The 20983-nt window shown below is 48.5% G+C and carries 12 protein-coding genes; 5 read left to right on the top strand and 7 right to left on the bottom strand.

The genetic code is table 11. The features are described 5' to 3' along the window. Position 1 precedes the first annotated feature (1 nt). Complete coding sequence (locus JNJ77_06600; GenBank protein MBL8822242.1) at positions 2-1513, top strand: thiamine phosphate synthase; 1512 nt, start codon at positions 2-4, stop codon at positions 1511-1513. Here the strand turns inward: JNJ77_06600 and JNJ77_06595 are convergent. From JNJ77_06595 to msrA, 5 genes are all read right to left on the bottom strand, one after another. Further along, positions 1507-2433, bottom strand: coding sequence for a S1/P1 nuclease (locus tag JNJ77_06595; protein MBL8822241.1), 927 nt, complete (start codon positions 2431-2433; stop codon positions 1507-1509). The genes JNJ77_06600 and JNJ77_06595 overlap by 7 nt on opposite strands. Positions 2434-2471: 38 nt before the next feature. Beyond that, positions 2472-3680 carry a DUF5009 domain-containing protein gene (locus JNJ77_06590; GenBank protein MBL8822240.1) on the bottom strand — a complete coding sequence of 403 codons (1209 nt, stop codon included), beginning with the start codon at positions 3678-3680 and terminating at the stop codon, positions 2472-2474. 104 nt (positions 3681-3784) lie between these two features. Beyond that, the gene (locus JNJ77_06585) at positions 3785-7891 is read right to left on the bottom strand and encodes a hypothetical protein (GenBank protein ID MBL8822239.1); all 4107 of its coding nucleotides are present in this window, start codon (positions 7889-7891) and stop codon (positions 3785-3787) included. 95 nt (positions 7892-7986) lie between these two features. Further along, positions 7987-8628, bottom strand: coding sequence for a metallophosphoesterase (locus JNJ77_06580; protein ID MBL8822238.1), 642 nt, complete (start codon positions 8626-8628; stop codon positions 7987-7989). 4 nt (positions 8629-8632) lie between these two features. Further along, positions 8633-9283, bottom strand: a complete 651-nt coding sequence (gene msrA / locus JNJ77_06575; protein ID MBL8822237.1) for a peptide-methionine (S)-S-oxide reductase MsrA — start codon at positions 9281-9283, stop codon at positions 8633-8635. Positions 9284-9487: 204 nt separating this feature from the next. Between msrA and JNJ77_06570 the strand changes: the two genes are divergently transcribed. Further along, complete coding sequence (locus tag JNJ77_06570; protein ID MBL8822236.1) at positions 9488-12361, top strand: protein kinase; 2874 nt, start codon at positions 9488-9490, stop codon at positions 12359-12361. On the opposite strand, the gene recG is transcribed toward JNJ77_06570, so the two are convergent. Next, the gene (gene recG, locus JNJ77_06565) at positions 12358-14457 is read right to left on the bottom strand and encodes an ATP-dependent DNA helicase RecG (protein ID MBL8822235.1); all 2100 of its coding nucleotides are present in this window, start codon (positions 14455-14457) and stop codon (positions 12358-12360) included. The two genes, JNJ77_06570 and recG, sit on opposite strands and share 4 nt — an antisense overlap. A gap of 94 nt (positions 14458-14551) precedes the next feature. Here recG and JNJ77_06560 point away from each other — a divergent pair, with 94 nt between their 5' ends. Genes JNJ77_06560 through JNJ77_06550 form a run of 3 tightly spaced genes read left to right on the top strand, consistent with a single transcriptional unit; the run spans position 14552 to position 19254 of the window. Next, entirely contained in the window at positions 14552-17257 is a 2706-nt protein-coding gene (locus tag JNJ77_06560) for an insulinase family protein (protein ID MBL8822234.1), read from the top strand. A 54-nt stretch (positions 17258-17311) separates the two neighbouring features. Further along, the gene (locus JNJ77_06555; protein MBL8822233.1) at positions 17312-18529 is read left to right on the top strand and encodes a glycosyltransferase family 2 protein; all 1218 of its coding nucleotides are present in this window, start codon (positions 17312-17314) and stop codon (positions 18527-18529) included. Next, positions 18526-19254 carry a methyltransferase domain-containing protein gene (locus JNJ77_06550; protein MBL8822232.1) on the top strand — a complete coding sequence of 243 codons (729 nt, stop codon included), beginning with the start codon at positions 18526-18528 and terminating at the stop codon, positions 19252-19254. Before JNJ77_06555 ends, JNJ77_06550 begins: the two co-directional genes overlap by 4 nt. On the opposite strand, the gene JNJ77_06545 is transcribed toward JNJ77_06550, so the two are convergent. Next, a complete protein-coding gene (locus tag JNJ77_06545) occupies positions 19247-20932 on the bottom strand; it encodes an alkaline phosphatase family protein (protein ID MBL8822231.1) in 1686 nt (561 codons plus the stop codon). The genes JNJ77_06550 and JNJ77_06545 overlap by 8 nt on opposite strands. Between the last annotated feature and the right edge of the window lie 51 nt (positions 20933-20983).

Raw genomic sequence — 20983 nt, 5'->3', positions numbered from 1 at the left:
TATGCTGTTTCCTGAAATTACCCCTGCAGTTGAAAGAGCTATTCTTGCCAGCCTTGCCTGGCAACAAGCTTTGCATGCTAACGAACTGCAATCTGCTCACCTGCTGCTGGGGCTGCTGCATGAAGAAGATGGAATACCTGCCATCGAATTGAAAAAGCAGGACATTACCCTGAATGCTGTACTCAATCAATTGAACGTGCCAACTGCAACGGTAGTTTTGTCTGAGACACTACCTGCTGCATTGCCTTCACTCATCGCAACACTGATTTATCAAGCACGTGATCTGGCATTGCAAAGTACTGGAAATGCTGTTGTTCACGGTGAACACCTGCTGCATGCATTGCTGCGAACCGATGCCGGGCTTATCAATTCCTTGCCTTCGTTAGAACACGTAAAACGACTTCTTACTGAGCGGCTTCCCGATGTCACATCTTCCTTGCCCATGGAACAGATGGTTGAACCAGTTGAGAGCGTTCAAGTGCATTCACTGCATAGAATTCTGGATGCCAATTATAATCGTGCCGGAGAAGCACTCCGGATACTCGAAGAGTATGCAAGATTTCATCTGAATGATGCATACCTCAGCAGACAATTCAAACTATTACGGCACGAGGTTACTACTGCCTATGCAGAGAATGTTACGTATATAGCAGGTCTCAGGTGCCGGGACACTTCGGGTGATATTGGAACATCCATCATAACTGAAGCAGAGTCACTGAGAGCTTCTTTGTATGATGTTTTTCGTGCCAACATGGCCCGGTTACAGCAGGCACTGCGAGTACTCGAAGAATATGGCAAAGTCGTTTCAAGCCGGTTTGGGTCGATGATCGAACGTCTGCGATATCGAGCGTACGTTTTGGAAAAGGCATGTCTTTTCGCAGACACCAATCAGTCACTAATAGCAAAAGCTCAATTGTACCTGCTGGTGTCAAAATCATCCTGCGCAGCATCGATAGAGTGGACTATTCAAGAAGCCGTTGCCGGTGGTGTCTCAGTTGTACAACTGCGTGAAAAAGGAAAGGAAGATAAAGAATTGCTGGCAATTGCAAGAGAGGTTCGTTCAATTACCAGCAAGCTTGGCATTCTTTTCATCATGAACGATCGGCCTGATATTGCTCGTATTGTCATGGCAGATGGTGTACATGTCGGGCAGGACGATCTGCCAGCCAATGATGTTAGAAAAATCATGGGTTCCAAAACGATTGTAGGCATCAGCACCCATCATCAGAACCAGTTGGAACGTGCGCTGCAGGATGGCGCTGATTACGTAGGAATCGGGCCGGTTTTTCCTAGTTCAACCAAATCGTTTTCCAAACTGGCTGGATTGGCCTTTGTCAGACAAGCCTCAAACTTGACTTCAATGCCCAGATTTGCCATTGGTGGCATTGACGCATCCAATGTCTCAAAAATAGTACAGGCAGGTATCAAGCAGGTTGTCGTTGGTCGCGCAATAACCATGGCAGACGACCCTCGCAGCGTTGCCATGCAGATGATCGAAAAACTGAATCAATGACTCGCCAATATTTCCCGCAACTCTGAAGCAAGTCGCTTGCCGGCTTTGGCAGCCATATACCGCGCCGCCTTGCCTGCATTCTGTGCATAATGATCAGGCAGTACTGGCAAATCCTTCTCAGAAGGCTTATCCTCGATATTCACAGGCTTAAAGGCACCGTTCAAGTAGACATACCATCGTGACATCTCCACGCTTTCGCGTGCCCAATCTTCAAACTTGCGGTTTTTGGAAAGTTCCGGATCAATATTGGCTTTCTTCTCGAGATAATACTGCTCAATTTCGAGTACCATGCTTCCAACCGAAGACAAACTGTCTGATGATCCCAGAAGATCGTCCCAAAACTCATGCAGAATGATGGCACTGCGACCTGGAATCCTTGCCTTGGCGAGATTACCTCCTTTGTCACCTTTGGGGAAACGGGAGCTGAAGTAATTGGTGCAATGCAGAGGCTGATGAATGTCTCCCACGAGGTGAAATACCCAACAGAGTTGAATGGCACGATCTTCCTGATTGCCATTCCTGGCGATTAATTTGGAAACATGAAGCTGGCTGATGATATTGTGTGCAGCAGGTGCAGGAACAACGCCCGTAAAACCTGGCTCTGTTAACGGCAGGTTGATGAAGTGGGCATTCGACATATGGAATTTTCGCCGGGAAAGAGGCCCGCCTCGCACCCAGTCTGACCAGGTAGCTGCGCGCAGAAATACCCATTCATCTTCTGAATAGCCATCCGGTTTCCTGGCACGGAGAAATTCTTCGTAATGCGGATGACGCTGAAGGATCTTGACTATGCGTTCACGCTCATTCGGTGTCAGTTCTTTCCAGGCAAGACGGGCGATGACCAGATGCCCCTTATCATTCCACCCGTGGCAAACACTCCAGGGAAAACAGATCATCAACAACAACCATATTATTTTCATACTGAAGCTCTATAGTGCGTATCACCTCATTGTAGCTCTCAAACTCGCAGAAAGATTTTGCGGGAATACAAAAACCATAATATCAACCACTCGAGAATGACGATGCCGGTAAGTATGATGGCAAGATTCAATTCTTTATTCATTGCAACTACAGCAACATCTGACACTGAATGCACTCCATCAGCGATGATTCTTGCCATTCCACCAAATAATTGCTTGCTCAATGGCTGCAGATCGATGAAGTGACTGATCAGATAAATGGTGATGGCATTGGCTCCGATGGGAACAAACACCCAGGCCCATGCTTTGAAGCCCAAGCCGTCTATGAGACCATAGAACAAGGCGAGCAGTAAGAGACTCCAGCCACCTGCCCAGAGCACAAATGAACTGGTCCAAAGATTCTTAATGACAGGGAACACTCCATAACGATCATGCAGGTTCCTGATATCACTGAACCCGCCTGACCAGACATAGCCTGCAGCGAGCATGAACAAGCCAGCGACAACCAGGCCTGAGAATTTCCTGCCCTGGGCATGTCCCGTTTTCAACCAGCACCCCGCCAGCACACCCAACAATGCTGTCACCAGGGATGGAATGGTAGAGAGTAAACCTTCGTTATCGCCGAAGCCGTAATACTCTTCATAGATTTTGCCTCCAAACCAATCCTGCAATACCAATCGATCGACATACCCTGCCAGGTTGCCTTCACGGGTGATGTCACCTGCTTGCCCAGCTGGCACTGGTATGATGAGAAGTATCAGGTAGTAGCCCACCAGGAGAATACCTGATAATCCTGCAATGGCGCGAGGCTTGAGATAGAGCGCGACGAGAGCTGCAAAGCCATAACCTATCGCCAACCTTTGTAACACGCCTGCGTATCGAAAATCCTGAAAATTGAATTGCAGCAAATCGTTGTAGAGCAATCCCAAAATAAAGAGCAGCAACGTGCGCCGCAATATGCGAAAGACAATGGCACTGTGGCGAATACCTGCGTTCTGCATTCGGAAGATCGAAAATGGAATTACCAGACCGATGACGAACAGGAACAGGGGAAAGATGAGGTCATAAAAACGAAAGCCTTCCCACGGACAGTGCTCGAGTTGTCGATACAGTGCCATTTGCCAGGTGCTGGTATCTGCCGCTGCATGGGCGGAGCTAAGATGGGAGTATTTCAGCCAGGATTGGATAGCTACATCCCCGCCAATGATCCAGAACATATCAAAGCCACGCAGCGCATCGAACGACATGAATCTCTGCGCGGGCATAGAGTTCAATTCAGTTACTTTCGAGGCTGTTGACATGAAAATATTCTCTGAGCATTCTATTCCTGTGCAGTTTCATTTCATGTTTTCTAAGGAGCGGCCTGTGCCTGAACTGCATTGAGACCATCCTGAATACTCTTGTTCAATTCTCGCTGCTTCTCTGCTGACAGAACAGAGTGAGGCAGAATTTTTCGTGCCTGCTGAAATGCCTGCAGAGCCAATTGATGCTTTTGCGCTGCCAGGTAAGCATTTGCCATATGTACTGCCACACGTGGTTCACTTTGATACCGAGACATGGCAGATTCGAACAACTCGATCCGCTCTCTGATCAAATCAGGCTTGCTCAGCTTCTGATAGATGATTCCCATGGTATCCAGCAGTTCCAGTGACATGCAGGCGCCGGAAATAGGTTCCAGATATCGATTTCCCTTACGCACTTCCTGCATGATGCGATACGCTTCCTGCGGTTCATTCAATTCCTGAGCCATCACCCATGCCAGATTATTTCCCGACAAGGGATGTCCCTTATGCTGTCTGTAATGTTGTGCATAAGCTGAAACTGCCTGTTGAGCAAGCGTCTTCCTTGCAGAAGTATGAAGCGATTCCTGTTTTAACTGGAGCACACAGATATCTCCTCGCAGCAGGTTAGCGACATCATGATCCTCACAGAGAGTCAGTGCCCTGGAATTCATGTCACGGGCTTCCTGAAGTTCTCCTGCGCGAATCAGCCCCTGAGTCAGCAGGCACAATGCGTCCGCTTTCTGGCGACCGACAGTCTTCGCTGTTTTGTTGAACCCCACGGTTTGAATGGTACTGGTATTGCCAGGTTCGAGTTGAGTCAAAAGCCTGTCAGCCAGTACCTGATATTCGGATTTCCTGCCTTGCCGGGCAGCCAGTTGAATTTCATACTGGTAAGCCATCAAGTCTTCGGGAAGTGCTTTTTTCCAACGCTGCAATACCTGCTGACAAGCTGAGTAGGCCTCTCGGTTGGCCGATTCCAGCAGCAATTGGCAACACGCCTGATACACACGAGCATGCCGTGGCTGCAATTCCATGAGTTGTCTATATCGTTCAAGAGCTTCATTGATATTTCCTACCCGCGCAGCACAACGCCCAAGCCAGTACAGCGATTCAGCAGCTTGCGGAAATTCTTTGCGATACGCTTTTGCAGTCAATTCGGCACTTCGAGTACTTTGGGGAGAATTCTGTTCCAGTTCGAGTTCTATCGCCAGAGGATAAGCAGCTTCGTGCTGAGGATTCAGCTCAATCACTTGTTTAAGTAACCGAGCAGCATACTCGTGCATATCGACTTGCATCCACATGTTGGCTGCAATCCATACAGCTTCCCAGGGACTTCTATTCTCGAGCAGATAAGCCTGTTCGAGTGCCTTAAGCGCGGTCGCCATATCCTTGACTTGATTACTGGTATCCTGCGGGTCGCCCCACGAACCGAGCTGTTGGCAGCAGACGGCAAACCCAAGCAAAAGACAGGGTTCAGCAGGATAGAGTTGAAGGCTCTCAATTGCACGTTTCCTGGCTTCCACCGGTTGCAGTTGCGACCAGGCAGAAAATGCATCCATGATTCCCTGACGTACCAGTGGCCGAACAGAAGTATATTCCAAGCACTGAATAAAAGCCTTACATGCCTCGGCATGATCGCCTTGAGCCAGTTTCAATGCTGCCGACCAGGCCTTCATCAAACCTGCATTCTGATTGGTCTGGGAAATTGAGTTGACCAAGTCCTGCTGTTCCTTGAATGAACCAGCAGCGAGCAACAACACCACGTCCATTTGCGGGTCGCGTGGCAGCAGCTTCACAACTTCATGTACCTTCTCGCGTTTATTCATGAACAGAAGTGCCACCAGTTTGAGTTTTTGCGCTTCTTCAGATGGACCAAAGAAAGCGGAATCTTGAAGCAATTGCTCGGCTTTGTCGCTTCGATTGGTATAGGTGAGCCACTTGATCCAGATGAGCTTGCACGCCTGCTGTGCTTTGGCATGTGTCATGTGCAGTTGAATCAATTGATCCATCTGAGCAATATTTTCACGTGGCAATTCGGCCTGCGCTGTAGCGGCCGATTGTTTGGCGAGGAAATATCCCATCTCCAACTGGAGGACTGCAGCCTGGCCAGTGTATGACTCTTTCAGCGTCTTCAAAATCGGTTCAACTTCTTTCAGACAGTCCCACTGCAACAAGTAGCGGGCATATTGAACCATGGATGCATAGTAGCGCAGTCTGTCATCTTTCAGGCTTTGAATCGCGATTTGCATAGCTTCTTCATGCAGTTGCAGTCTGGCAATCGCAGTCGCCTCGGTTGGTGCTATTCTTAGTTGCTTTCGAGCATCGTGGGCAGCCAGTATGTGGGCTTGAATTTTTTCGGACAACCATTCTTTTCCCGAGCGCAGGAAAACATCGTACCAGGCGAGATCTTCCTTCCGCTGGTTCTCCAGTCTGCTAAATTGCTTTGAGACAACATCAATTGCATGCAGGGCGTGTTCAGCTTTTTCCAATGCAAGGTAGACCGGAATCAACTGTGTTGTTGCTCTCCGATACAAATCCAGTTGTTTAGAAGCGGCCGCTTTTTCCAATAAGAACTGGGCCTGCTGCAACCGCCCTTCACGGTGTGCGAGCAGTCCCGAGTAGAATTGCCCAATTGCCTGGGCGGTGGGATGACTGACTTGATTGATCAGTGCGATCTGCTGCTGAATCGGCTGCGTAGAAGCGTTCGATTTAATCAGCAGTTTCAGCTTTGCATCATGTAAAGCCAGTTGCCCCGGCATTACCGTACCGGGCTTACATGCTTTGATGCCGGTATCAATCCAGAATTCGGCATCATGATACAGTTTATTACATTCTACAGTTTTTCTGTGTGCCTCCAGCCATTGTGCGTCGCGCACGAGAACATCAGCAATTTGCAGACTGTGCATTGGCTGCCAGGCATTTTCCAGCATAGCTTGCCTGCAGAATGCGACCGCGTGATCACGACATTTGCACCATTTGTCGTATTGGTCGGTAATCAGCGCTGGCATAACCTTGAGGCAGGCGTTTACGTAATTAGAAGCCACCAGCGACCTGCGACCGGCAATGTTGACTTTCTCTGAGATGGCGGTAAGTTTCTGCATGGCATCCTGTATTTCAGCAATCCTCGGAGTGCTCGACTGCTTACCAGACATCTCCCACAACTGGTTACGTGAAATGATGGCCTCCAGTTTCATCTGATGTAATCCAAACAAGCCAGTTATATCAAAGTGACTCAAATCCTTTATTTCCTTTTCTACTTGCAGCCTGGCATCAATCCCTTCTGCATCATGGAATAGAATTGCAGACAGGCGGGAAATATATGTGTCTTCAGCAGTATTCCTTTCCTGACGCTGGCTCAGCCAAGCTAGAATTTGTGCCTGCAGATAGGTCGTTCTCCATCGCGCAGGTTTTTCCACTGTATTTAACTGGTCCAGATACTTGAGCGCAGCTTTCATCTTTTCTCTGCTCCGCTTAACCAGTGGAGCTGGAACTGTTTTCAGAGCGCCATCGGCATTCACCGTCACAAGTTGCTCGTAGGCCATCTTTGCCATTAGGTATAACGTTCGTGCATCATCCGGTTTGAGTTCGTGCTGGGTGGTAGTAAAGGCATGCAGATGATCCCAATGCAGTGGTTCCAGTTGTATCTCCACTGAGATCGCTTCATCCAATACTTCTGACTCCATCCTGAGACGGTACGCAGCATCTCGCAAGGTCAGAATGGCATCCCGACGGATGGTATCATCCGCAATCCGCAATGGGGATAGTTTCTGGATGTCGGCTGGCGGTTTCGACTTATCACTGTCTGCTGGATATGCAGTCATCTGCTTAACCAGTGCAGACGATTTCATGGCTCGATATTTGAGCCACAACCCCTTACCCATAATCAGATGTTGATTTGGAGAAGTGGAATTCTGCGCTGGATTCTGTGCATTTGTTTCCGTTAGCTGTATTAACTTTTCAGCTGAAAGAAGCGATTCCTGAAAATGTGTCTGTGCGTTGCTCCACTCCTGTCTTTCACAGGATCTGGTGCCAGCCTGAAAAGCAGCTTCACCGCGATTCAGCAGTTCAGCAGGGCTCTGTCTGAAATAGAGAACTCCTGCAACGGTCATTCCTAGCAGGCAACCCACGATCAAACTGCAGAATGTAATTGAAACCCAACGAGTGGTGCGACGCATGAGATCCATCTCCGTCGAGGTCATCCATGATTACTAAACTATGATGTAATCCTAACGATTGCTGTTTGCATTGTGAAGTGTTATCTGGATAAACTTCATTTCCTTTTGAAATCTATCTGAATCAGCTCTTCGATGGGTTCATATCGCAAATTTAACTGACTAACGTTGATGATTCGAATGCCGTTCAGATTATACTCGCCTCGCGCTTCGTGAATGTGGCCACAGACTACCAGTTGCGGCCGAATCTGCCTGATGCGTCTGGTCAGGCTCGCGCTCCCTGTATGCTCCCCTGAGATGTTTCTGTCACCGTAACCATGTGGAGGACCGTGCAGAAGAAGAATACACGTATCCGATGGGATCAGCTTCCATTTATCCGCCAGGTCTTGCTCATCCAGATTGAACGCCCAATCGAAAAAGACAGGTTGCCAGGGTGTTCCATAAATTTTGACACCGAGTACTTCCATTTCTTGGTCTTGCAGGTAATGCCAGGGCAGTTTCGGTACCAGATACGGATGGGTCTGAAATACCCAATCATGGTTGCCTGCAACTGCAACCACTTCTTTCGCCTTTGAACTTCTCAACCATGGACGAAACTTATGGTCCAGCCAGTCTGCCTGCATTTGCGGACTGCCATCTGGGCATATGTCACCAGCAATCAGAAGCAAATCGCATTCCTGTACTTCGGGCAGGTAGCCATGAAGATCACTGGTTAAAATGACAGACAACGGCTTCGACAAGGAGTTATTCCTTTTTCAACTTATCCTTGAATACTTCCTTGAACTTGTCCAGCTTGGGTTGAATGACGTAGGAACAATAGGGCTGTTTGCCATTCAGATTAAAATAGTTCTGATGGTAATCTTCCGCAGGGTAGAAGGATGAAGCTGAGGTGATTTCGGTGACAATAGGCTTGGAGTAGATGCCTGCCTTATCGAGTTTGGATTTGTACTCCTGAGCCGCCTTCTGCTGTTCCGAATCATGATAAAAAATCACTGACCGATATTGTGTACCTACATCATTGCCTTGTCGATTTAAAGTGGTTGGATCATGTGTCTTCCAGAAGACCTCCAGCAACTCAGGGTAACTGATAGTTTTGGGATCATACGTAATCTGTATGACCTCTGCATGTCCCGTGTTACCAGTACAGATATCCTTGTAAGTTGGATTTTTGGTCTGGCCTCCCATGTACCCAGAGACAACACTTTTTACACCATTCAGGCGTTGAAATACAGCTTCCGTACACCAGAAACAGCCGTTTCCAAAGGTTGCGGTCTTGTGTTCCGTTTTGGTTTTCTCATCTTGTTTGTTTTGTTCGGTCAACATGTCAGCTCCATGAATCAATTGAATAACCGCCAGAATCGTGACGCAAGCAATGATTGAAACTCGATGTGTCATTTCCCTTTACTCCGTGGGCGTTGCTCGTTCCCATCATTTTATAGCTCTACATTGAACTAAAGAAAAATTGAACCATTCGTTAATGAGAAAATCTTAACATCACACTCCAATAGTGAGTTGCCTGATGCTTTTTATTGGACATAAGTTAAAATAACCGCTAAGTTTGGGTGTATTCTGAACTGGAAGAAACGTCGCATATAACACATGCCATTTGCTGCCGGGACATCACCTGCGACGGTTGAGAAGGAACCATGCAAGATTCGTCAGCCTGGTTCACAGCCCATTATTGGCTATCAGCTTATTCAAATCCTGGGACGAGGCGGCTTCGGTGAAGTCTGGAAATGCGAAGCGCCAGGCGGCATTCAAAAAGCTATCAAGTTCATTCGTGGCAACTGCACCACCCCGGTTGGCAATCAACATCAGGCAGCGCAGGAGTATCGTGCCCTTAAACGGGTCGTCGGAATCCGACATCCGTTTATCCTTCAGATGGATCGAATCGAGGAAGTCAACGGTGAATTGCTGATCGTGATGGAACTCGCCGATCGCACGCTGCACGAATTACTGGAAAGCTACAAGCAATCAGGGTACTCTGGTATTCCTCGTGATGAACTTCTCAGCTATATGGCTGAGACTGCAGAAGCACTTGATCACATGAATCATGTGCACGGACTGATGCATCTCGATATAAAACCAGGCAATCTGTTTCTAGTATCAGGTCACGTTAAAGTTGCAGATTTCGGACTGGTGACTGACCTGGGACACTTCAACGACGGTACCCAGACAGCTACTCAAGCCAGCGAGCAACTGTCAGGAATTACACCTCTGTATGTAGCTCCGGAAACATTACAGGGAAAAATACATCCTAGTAGTGATCAGTACTCTCTCGCTATTGTCTATCAGGAACTGTTGACAGGTGTTCTGCCATACAGTGGAAGGAACCCGCGGCAACTAGCCATGCAGCATATGATGGCTGAGCCCAATCTTCAGCCTTTACCTCCGAACGACATTCCCATCATAGCCAAGGCATTGAGCAAAGACCCTGAGAAGCGATTCGAAAACTGTATGTCGTTTCTCCATGCCCTGATTTCGGGAGATATCAACAGTGCAGATAAAGGCGAAATGCGATCATCGCGATTGATTCGCAAACTGCAGGGACTGGATACCGCCAAGGAAATCAATCTTTCATCTACAGAGTTGTCCCATCAGGAACAGATGAAAGCAGTTACCAGGCAACCACGACCGGTTCCTACTTATCAACCTGTACCGAATCGACCTTCCAGCCTCATTCCGCCATCTTCTGTACCGCCTCCAACGATTCCCCGAAACGCCATTTCCAGGTCTCCCACGATATCCCGTTCGAATATCATGTTGCCTGCGATGGCACCAGGAGCGGATACCGATGCATTGCCGGGATTTGTATTCAGGGAATGCATAGGCCGCAGCCCTCTGGGTGAATTGTGGCGAGTAGAAACGCCCGATGGCGACCCAGCCATGGTCAAGGTGATCAGTGGCTTTGGTGGCCAGGACCCGGATGATGAAGAGAAGGCGATCAATTTCCTTCGCTCAGTCAAGCATCCTGGGCTATTGCCTTGCGAAATCATTCAAACCGGCCCTGGACGAATCTGTCTGTTATCCAGTTCCGTAGAAGAAACTTTGTGGGAGAAATTCCAGGAACATCGTTCCAAGCGCATGCAGGGTATTCCACGTGCTGACTTATTACCCCTGCTAAGACAGGCAGCGACCACACTGGATGATCTGTACCAACGATTCGAAATACTTCACCTCAGCTTAAACCCCCGGAATCTGCTGTCGCCACCGGAATTGGAATTGTTGATTGCGGATTTCGGGCTGGTTCATTTGTTATGGGCCCCAAGCGGACAGCCTCTGGCTCAGTTAAATTCCCGCTATGGCGCCCCCGAACTGGCAGATGGCATTATCCATCGCACCTGTGATATCTTCAGCCTCGCACTGGTGTATCAGGAATTGGCAATCGGTGTACATCCACTGCGTGCCCAGACGATCAGAAACTCCGTGCGAACCGCCGGGCCCCGCGCGAACACCACTGCACGTGTACTCGCCCCTGATCTGGAATTACTGCATCCTTCTGAACGTCCTGTGATGGCACGCGCTTTCGACCCAGACCCCGATCAACGTTTTCAATCGTGCATGGAACTTATTGACGCACTGGAACACTGCATCACCGGCATTTCTTCCTACCGCTCGCACAAACCACAACACGTTGTGCCTTCAGCATCAGGCGCACCACAAACCGGCTGGCTGGAAATCAACCCTCAATCCCAGGGTGGAATGCCGCCAACGCAAGCCGTTTCTGATATTGTCGGCACCATTGTCGCAGCGTGGCCTACAGAAACCGTCAATTCCATCCGTTACATTCATCGTCGCGGTGAAATGATTCATCATCGCTGCGGTGCAATGCTGATGGCAGGTATTGCACAAGCCAAGCTGGATGGATTCAGACTATCCATCGGTGCAGAACTGGTACGAAATGAAGATAATGTCTATGTTTATCGTATCCCAAGGCCAGTAAAGTCTTTCTGGAAGAGCCTCCGCTCCCAGCAACAAGGGCTGGAAATCACTCTCCATCTGGCACGACCGCACAGTCGCCAGGCTATGCTGACAGATGTAACTGTACAGGTTCGTCCTTATGGGATTTCGGAGGTTGATGAAGCTGAGGAAATGCTCAAGGAAGCCGGCCCGCGAATTGTTGAAACGCTGCGTACATTCCTGCAAGCAACTCCCGACCGAAGAGCCCAGGAACGCTTTGAATACAATGTGCCTTTGAAAGCCTACGCACTGTCAGCTCGCGGAGAACGCGGTCCCGCGGTGCAATGCCAAGGTAAGGATATTTCATTAAGCGGCATTTCGGTTTATACGCCGACGGCCATAACAGGTACACAACTCAAAGTGGAACTCGTTCATCCACGCCAGCCAGAGCCTGTTTCGGTGCTTGCACAGTTGATTCGCTGCGACCAGCATACTCAAGGCGGCTGGTTTGAAATTGGTGCTCGCTTTGTCTTCGATAACCAGGCTGTTAAGCCTGCCAATTACTATCGTTAACCAATTCCAGCCAAGCCCAGTTTCCTGCCATATCGCGAAAGTACCGCAGCACGAATTCCACTGTGTTCAGGCTTCTGTAACCCTGGATCAGCTTTGATTAACTCAAGTGCGTCGTGGCGTGCAAACTCCAGCATTTCGATATCCCTGATCGGATGCGCGATCTTCAGTTCACTGGCACCATGTTGCCTGGTTCCAAAAAATTCACCCATGCCGCGAAGTTCAAAGTCTTTCTCCGCTAACAGAAAACCATCCGTCGTGGAACAGAAAAACTTGAGTCGATCCTGCGACTCAGGCGACGCTGTGTTGGCAAACAGGTAACACTGTCCTGCTTGCGTGCCTCGGCAAATTCTTCCACGCAACTGATGCAGTTGCGACATGCCAAATCTTTCCGCGTGTTCAATGACCATCAGCGTAGCATTGGGGATGTCCACTCCTACTTCAATCACGGTGGTCGCTACCAGGCAATCCAACTGCTTCGTTTTGAATTGATTCATGATCTCGTCTTTCTGATCATCCGACATGCGGCCATGTAATAAACCAACTTTGCAATCTGCAAAGTAACCATCCTGCAACAGCTTCGCGGTATCTATCGCACCTTTCACATCATTATCTGCAGATTCTTCCACCATCGGACAAACCACGTAGAGTTGTCTGCCACTCTTCATTTCGTTCACTAAGCGTGCCATTAGATTATGCCGGTCTTCCTCAGCTACCCATGCTGTCTGAACTGGCTTTCTACCTTGAGGCAACTCACGAATGACAGATACATCAAGATCTCCAAAGACCGTTAATGCCACCGAACGAGGTATAGGGGTAGCAGTCATTACCAGATAATGCGGATCAAGCCCTTTGTGTCTGATGGTAGCGCGCTGCTGTACTCCAAATCGGTGCTGTTCATCAATCACTACCAGCCCCAGATTGGCAAATTCAATATCGTTCTGAATCAAGGCCTGTGTACCCACCACCAGATCAATTGTTCCATTCTTGATTTCGGATAAGGCAATCCGCCGATCTGCTTCAGACATCCCCCCCACCAGGAATTCCATGCGGACTTTGCTGTGCATCAGATACTTCTGGAAGGTCCTCCAATGCTGCCTGGCAAGAACCTCCGTTGGCGCCATGAGTGCCGTCTGATGTTTGTTGGCAACAGCAACCAGCATGGCATAGATGGCAACTGCTGTTTTCCCCGCGCCTACATCTGCCTGCAGGAGTCGACGCATGGGTCGTTCCTGTACCATATCCTCGCAGATCTGATGAATAGCCTTTACCTGCCCGTCTGTCAGATCAAAGGGAAAAAGTCGCCGAATGCGTTCATCAACCATTCGTGAGCGTGGCAGCGGACTGGCTTTCCCTTGTACCTGCTGATCGCGTCGTTGCAATCCGAGTGCGACCTGCAGCACTAGCAATTCATCGTATGCCAGCCTGCTTCTGCCAAGCTGTGCTTCAGCAAGCGTCTGAGGCAGATGCACTGCACGAAAAGCCTCAGTCAATCGAGGTAATCCACGACGAATGACCAGTTCAGGTGGCGTGATTTCCCTTAATGCAACAGCATATCGTTCAACAATTTCCTTCTGAATTCTTCGCATGGCATCTGCATGCAATCCCTCGGTCAATCCATAAAGAGGCATGACTGTTGATTCGCCATCTATGACTGACTGGTCTACCGGCCTTAACTTCGGATTGTTCATCTGCCAATGGCCACGATATCGCCGAGGCTTGCCAGTACAGGCGACCGTCATTCCATAACTCAAACGGTTTGCGACAAAGGGCTGATTAAAGAATGTTGCTTCCAGCACCATGGGATCACCATCACTGATGACAATGCTCACCAGATCTTTTCCGCTGTGCGTGGTTCTCCCCTCGATTTCAACTACTTCGCCAACAATGGTTTGAGGTTCATCATTAGCTTTGAGATCGGCAATCTTCGCACGGTTGGTCAGCGATTCATAGGCACGAGGCAGGTAGAAGAGCAAGTCGCCCACGGTTACCAGTCCCAGTTTCAGGAGTTTTTCATATCGTTGTGGCCCCACACCTTTGACGAATTGCGCAGATGAAGCCAGCGGGTTCTCTGTACTGGGAGATAGTGATTCACTCATGTTGTCATAAACTAAATTGACAGTGTGGCTAACATCATATTAGTGCCATACTGGACACAAGCGAGGATCAAATATGTTTTGCCGGTTTCCTGGAATGTGCTTCCTGCCCCTGGTTATGTGCCTGGTTCTGCAGGATAAAGTTCGAACTCAGGAAACAAGATCATTTGTCATTCCATCCGCAGCACTTCACTTATATGACTCACTGCGTGAGCATACCTTATCGAATGGATTGAAAGTATACCTTCTGCCTGTCCCCGGCTCACCCATCGTGACCATGATGACTTGCTTCAAGGTAGGAGCCTGTGACGAAGACAAGAATGCCACCGGGTTATCGCATTATCTGGAACATCTCCTGTTCAAAGGCACGGCCCGTTTCAAGCCAGGCGATATCGATCGAATGACTCAACGGAGTGGCGGGTCAAATAATGCCTACACCAATCACGATATCACCAATTATCATTTTGATTTCGCAGCGGATCGCTGGGAAACGGGACTTGAAATTGAAGCTGAACGCATGCGAGGCACGCTGATTGATAAACAACATGAATTTGAACAGGAAAAAGGAGCTGTCATCGAAGAATTGGCACGCAACGAAGACACTCCGTGGGATCTTGAAGAGAAGGCCATGCTGCAGCTTCTTTTTGGCAAAGAATCACCTTATGGCCATCCGGTGATTGGCGAGCGAGAACATGTGCGGTCTGCAACGGCACCTTTGATAACCACCTATTACAACAACTGGTATCATCCCAATAACGCAGCGGTGGTGCTGGTTGGTGGTTTCGATCCTGATATCGCACTGGCCAAGATCAAATCTAAACTGGAGAGCATCCCCTCTGCCAAGTTGCCTGAACGCCACAAGTGGACTGCAATCACGCCCACCAAACAGTTGCGACATGAATTCACCTCCAAATTCCCCGTGCCACGCATGGTGATGGCCTTTGTCACCATACCTCAAGGCCACGAAGATGAAACAGCGCTCGACATGGCCAGCATGGTACTGGCATCAGGTAAAACCAGTCGACTTTACAAGAAACTGGTACTTGAAGAACGCATCGCACTCGATGTATCAGCCTCTCATTTACCTGGTAGAAATCCTGGCTGGCTGAACATTCAAGTTGAATTGATTCCAGGCAAAGAACGTGCTCAAGCCGAAAAGCTCATTGTTCATGAACTCAACAGACTTGCAACTGAAACAGTTTCTGCTGAGGAAATGACTCGATATCAAAGACTTCTGATCACACAAACCATATTCAGTCGTGAAAGCATACATAGCCTGGCGGATAGCATTGCCAGCTCCATTCACATGATTCCCGTTTCCAAACTGAAAAATCAGTTCAGCCTGTGGGCCATTGTAAAACCTCAAGATATTCAAAGAGTAGCCCAACAGTATCTGCTCCAGGATAAATCTGTTATTGTTTGGTCTGTCCCCAAAGCCGAACCATCACTCGGTTCGGTAGGCTCAGCGGTCAAGCCAGAACGTCGTTCACATACGCAATCAGAAGGCGGCCGCTCACCAGTCAATCTGCAACAAACTAAAAAAGTAGTGCTTCCAAACGGCCTGACTCTTCTGATGTTGCAGAACTCAAGAATGCCAATAGTTGTCGCAGCTACATCACTGAAGTATGTCAGGGAGTATGAAGATGCGGCACAATCAGGTCTGGCTTTACTGACTGGAAGCCTGCTCGAAGAAGGAACTGAGCAGCGTACACAGAATCAGATTGCAGAAACAATAGAAAACGTTGGAGGTTCACTGAGCCTTTCATCAGGAGGTGGCGTTGTAAAGGTACTGAAAGATAATTCAAAGCTTGGACTCGATTTGCTTTTTGATTGCCTGCTACATTCCAATTTCCCTGGCGAAGCTTTTGCCCGTAAGAAGGAAGAGCAGAAATCTGAAATTGCCCAGGCGAATGAAGAGCCTCTTTCACGAGCATTCATGGCTTTCCAGGAAAGTGTGTATGGTACCCACTTCAAGGGCAGGGTATCGAGAGGTACATTGCAATCGGTTGAACAGCTAACCCGAGAAGATTGTCTGCAGTTTCATCGGAAAATCATGACACCTGAAAACCTGACAATCGCAGTGGTCGGTGATTTTGATTATGAAGAAGTTACCAACCACATCAAAAGTCTGACAGCAAAGTGGGACAGCAAACTGCAACTACTGAATGCTCAACCAGAAATTGCCTTCACCAAGGAAGGCAGCACACGGATTATCACGATGCCACAGGCTGCACAGTTGCAGTTTTTGATGGGGCATCTGGGAATCACACGAGATAACCCCGACTATTTCAAGCTGCTCGTTATGGACAATGTGCTTGGAACAGGTTCCGGCTTCACTGATCGACTTTCTTCACGGCTTCGCGACAGGGAAGGGCTGGCATATACCGTTACAGCAACGATTACGGACTCCGCTGATCTCCAGCCTGGAACATTCATGTGTTACATCGGTACTGATGCCAGAAATTATCAACGGGTTAAACAGCTTTTCCTGGAGGAGATCGAAAGGCTTCAAAAGGAAGTTCCCAGTGAATATGAAGTTACCAGTACCAAGCAGTATCTGATAGGTAAACTTGCCTTTTTAATGACAACGAATGAAAGCATCGCCCAACGGTTGCTCTATCTGAATCGATTCGGTTTCGGGTTGGATTATTATGACCGGTATAAAAACAGTGTTGAATCTGTAACTCCTGAGCAAATTCGGGAAATGGCTAAAAAGTACATTCACACTGGGAAATTTACAACGATTGCAGCAGGTGCAATTGACCAGCAGGGCAAAGTCCTGCCTCCAAAAGCGGAAAAATGAACTATAGTTCCTTGTGGAATGAAACTGCCGTGTTTCACTTTTCAGGGATTCGAAATGCATCCAGTCGCCGAACAGGAACTCATCACTCATATTCAAGACAGTCCTGTAAAGAGGACAGACTACGAACTCAGTATTGTCATGCCCTGCCTGAATGAAGCAGATACGGTAGGCACCTGTGTACGAAAAGCCCATGCAGCCATCGAAAAGATGGGAATCCGAGGCGAGATTATCATTGCGGATAATGGCAGCACCGATGGTTCACAAGCCATTGCACAAGAGCACGGCGCCCGTATTGTTGCTGTGAGTGCCAAAGGTTACGGTAATGCACTCATGGGAGGCATTAATGCTGCTCATGGCAAATATATCATCATGGGCGATGCTGATGACAGTTATGATTTCGGAGAGTCAGACAAGTTTGTGAAGCAACTGCGTGCCGGTTATGAACTGGTTCAGGGTTGCAGGTTTCCCCGAGGCGGCGGAACCATCAAAAAAGGAGCCATGCCATTTCTACATTATTGGCTTGGCAACCCTCTCTTTTCATTTCTGAGCCGGCTCTGGTTCAAGGCTCCAATCAACGATATTTATTGTGGCCTACGAGGCTTCACCAAAGACTTATACAAGCGACTGGATTTACGCAGCTACGGAATGGAATTCGCCACTGAAATGGTGATCAAGGCCAGCCTGTTCAATGCAAAAATTGCTGAAGTGCCAATCACACTTCACCCTGATGGTAGAAAAGCTCATCCACCGCATCTGAAAACCTGGCGCGATGGCTGGCGTACTCTTCGATTCTTCCTGCTCTACAGTCCGCGCTGGCTCTTTCTGATTCCTGGCCTGTTCTTGATCTTCCTGGGTATACTGGGATATGCATTGGCACTGCCTGCAGTGAAGTTAGGCGGAATTACGTTTGATGCCCACAGCCTGTTGTTCTCCAGTCTTTTCCTGATGGTTGGTTATCAGGCAGTTCTTTTTGCCTTGTTTACCAAGCGGTTTGCGATCAGTGAAGGAATGATACCGCCTGACCCCAGGCTGACACGTTTTTTCCAGTGGGCAACACTGGAAAGAGGGCTGATTGTTGGGATACTTGCAGGGCTGACGGGTCTGGTATTATTGATCGGTGCCATTAATCAATGGTGGGAAGCCGGGTTTGGCGTGTTAGACTATGCAGTTACCATGCGTTGGGTCATCCCCGGTGCAACGCTTTGCATGCTGGGCTTTCAAACTCTCTTTGGCAGCTTCTTCATCAGCGTTCTTGGGATGCGACGATCATGAATGCGACTGCAGAACCACCTGCTCAGAAATCAGATGCAGAATTTGATCGCTTTGCAACAAACTACGATGAAGCATTGCAACAGGGGCTAGCCGTCTCTGGTGAATCAAAAGAGTATTTTGCTACAGGTCGAATCCAGTTTCTGAAGAATTGTCTGGAAAAGCTCGCATTTACACCGAGTCTTGCATTCGATTTTGGATGCGGAACTGGGACCAGCGTTCCACTCCTGCATCAACTACCGGGTGTCAAGAAAGTCACCGGAACTGATCTATCAATTGAGTCCATAACGCAGGCTCAGCAACTTCATGCTCATCCTGATCGACAGTTTGTTCCTCTGACTGAATTCAAGCCAGAAGGTGATTTTGACCTGGCATTCTGCAATGGTGTATTCCACCACATTCCCGTTGCTGTGCGCCCCGAAGCTGTTGCAACTGTTTTCCGCTCACTCAAGCCTGGTGGGATTTTCGCATTCTGGGAAAACAATCCCTGGAACCCAGCAACGCGCTATGTCATGAGTCGCATTCCATTTGATAGAGATGCCATCACTCTGACACCCAGAGAATCCAGAAATCTTCTGAAGCAAGCTGGCTTCGAAGTTCTCAGAACAGATTATCTGTTTATTTTCCCGAAATTCCTGAAATGGTGCAGGCCACTTGAAACAGTCATTTCATCCTGGCCGCTAGGCACCCAATATCAGGTTCTGTGTCGCAAACCACTGACTACTTAAACAAGTCGCCGGGAATCTGAACGGTTGAGTGTTCCAGTTTTCCACCAATCGTTGCAGCTAGTCCAACCGCAGCCAGTTGAGGCGACACGCGTTCGCGTGATACGCCAGCATTCACCTTACTGCCGTAAAAGAGCAACGGCACATGCGTGTCGTACTCATGCGGCGAACCATGCGTGGTGCCTGTTTTATAGGTGCTCAGAAACCAGTAGGGCTGCAGTACCGGAAATACATCGCCTGACCGCTCAGCATGGAAACAAAGTCGAATAGGCTCGCCAAAGCCTTCCAGCGGTGCAGTTGACATGATTTCTGTGCGTGTAAACACTTCCTTGACATAGTCCTTTGATTTGAACCAGGCAGCTATCTCTGTTTCCATCTGTTTCTTCTCGATACCTGCGTGCTTCAACGATTGGTGATTGATGTACAGTCCAGCACCAGTTGCCGCATCAATCCACTTACCATTGACGGGGTACTTGCGTGCCAGATAGGTTTCCAATTCTTTCAATGTCAATTTGACTTCAACCCGGCCAGGCTTGAGTCCCAGTTTCTGCTGTATTTCAGGAATGGGGCAGACGCCATGATCAGAAGACAATGCCAGCACATAGTTGTCTTTGCCAACCCGCTCATCGAGATAGCCGATCATTTCCGCTATCAGGCGATCGCTTCGGAGAGTAATATCCAGAATCTCTTGCGAATCAGGCCCCCAGATATGTCCTACAGCATCGTTGGAAGAAAAGCTGATGGCCAGATAATCGGTTTCATCATCCATTCCCAGTTGCTCGTTCTCAATAACTACTTTAGCTGCAGCCCAGGTTAAATCGTTGCCAAAAGGTGAATTGTAGACTGCATCATAAAATTTGGAACCGGGTTTACTCAATCCGCCGGTCATGGAATGCGGAAATACTCTACCCTGGCTTGTTCCAGTACCTTCACCTGTCTGATCATCCGGTCCGGAATACTTTTCGTAATCAATGTCGGTTCGTAAACGCTCCCAGTTACGACCGAACCATTTATCTGCATACTTCTGCTGATTGAACTGCTGCATGTAACTTGGCAGTCTATCTGTGTAAAAGCTAGATGTAACAAATGCTCCCTCGTTGTTATCGTACCAATAACAAATATCGGCTTTCTTACCCGTAGGTAGAACACCACCTCGATCCTTCATGGAAATACCGATTACTTTGCCTTTGTTGCTGGTAGCTGCTTTAACCACATCGCCTAGTGCAGGCACCATTAACCGATCAGGCGCACCACCTGAGTCCTTTCCTGCTTTACTGCGAGCACCTTCAGGAATCATTTTGTAACGATCATACATGGATGCACAATATGCTTCAGTACGAGTTGATCTGTCATACCAGTCATTTTCAACGATGCCATGTTGCGCCGGTGTACAACCTGTCCCAAGCGTGGCATGCCCGGCTCCTGTCACCGTCATCGAATATGGGTAATGGCAATTGGAATACCATCTTCCTTCCTGCATCAGCTTTTTGAATCCATTCTCTCCGTAAAGCTCACTCCACCGCTGCAGGTAATCTCCTCGCAGTTGATCAAATACTACCAGCAGCAACAACTTGGGCGTTGCTCGGGATTTGACAATGGTTTCTCGGGAATAAGAAGGATGGAACGCTAGAACACATGTCAGAATGACCAAACCAGGAATACAGAGTGGCAATTTACGCATTGTCTTAGCACTCAATGACGGGTTGCAGCGTTACAATCAGTATGCTTTCGA

This window comes from Planctomycetia bacterium (assembly GCA_016795155.1).
In the GTDB taxonomy this organism is placed as follows: domain Bacteria; phylum Planctomycetota; class Planctomycetia; order Gemmatales; family HRBIN36; genus JAEUIE01.
This window is presented reverse-complemented; position numbering and strand designations above follow the sequence as displayed.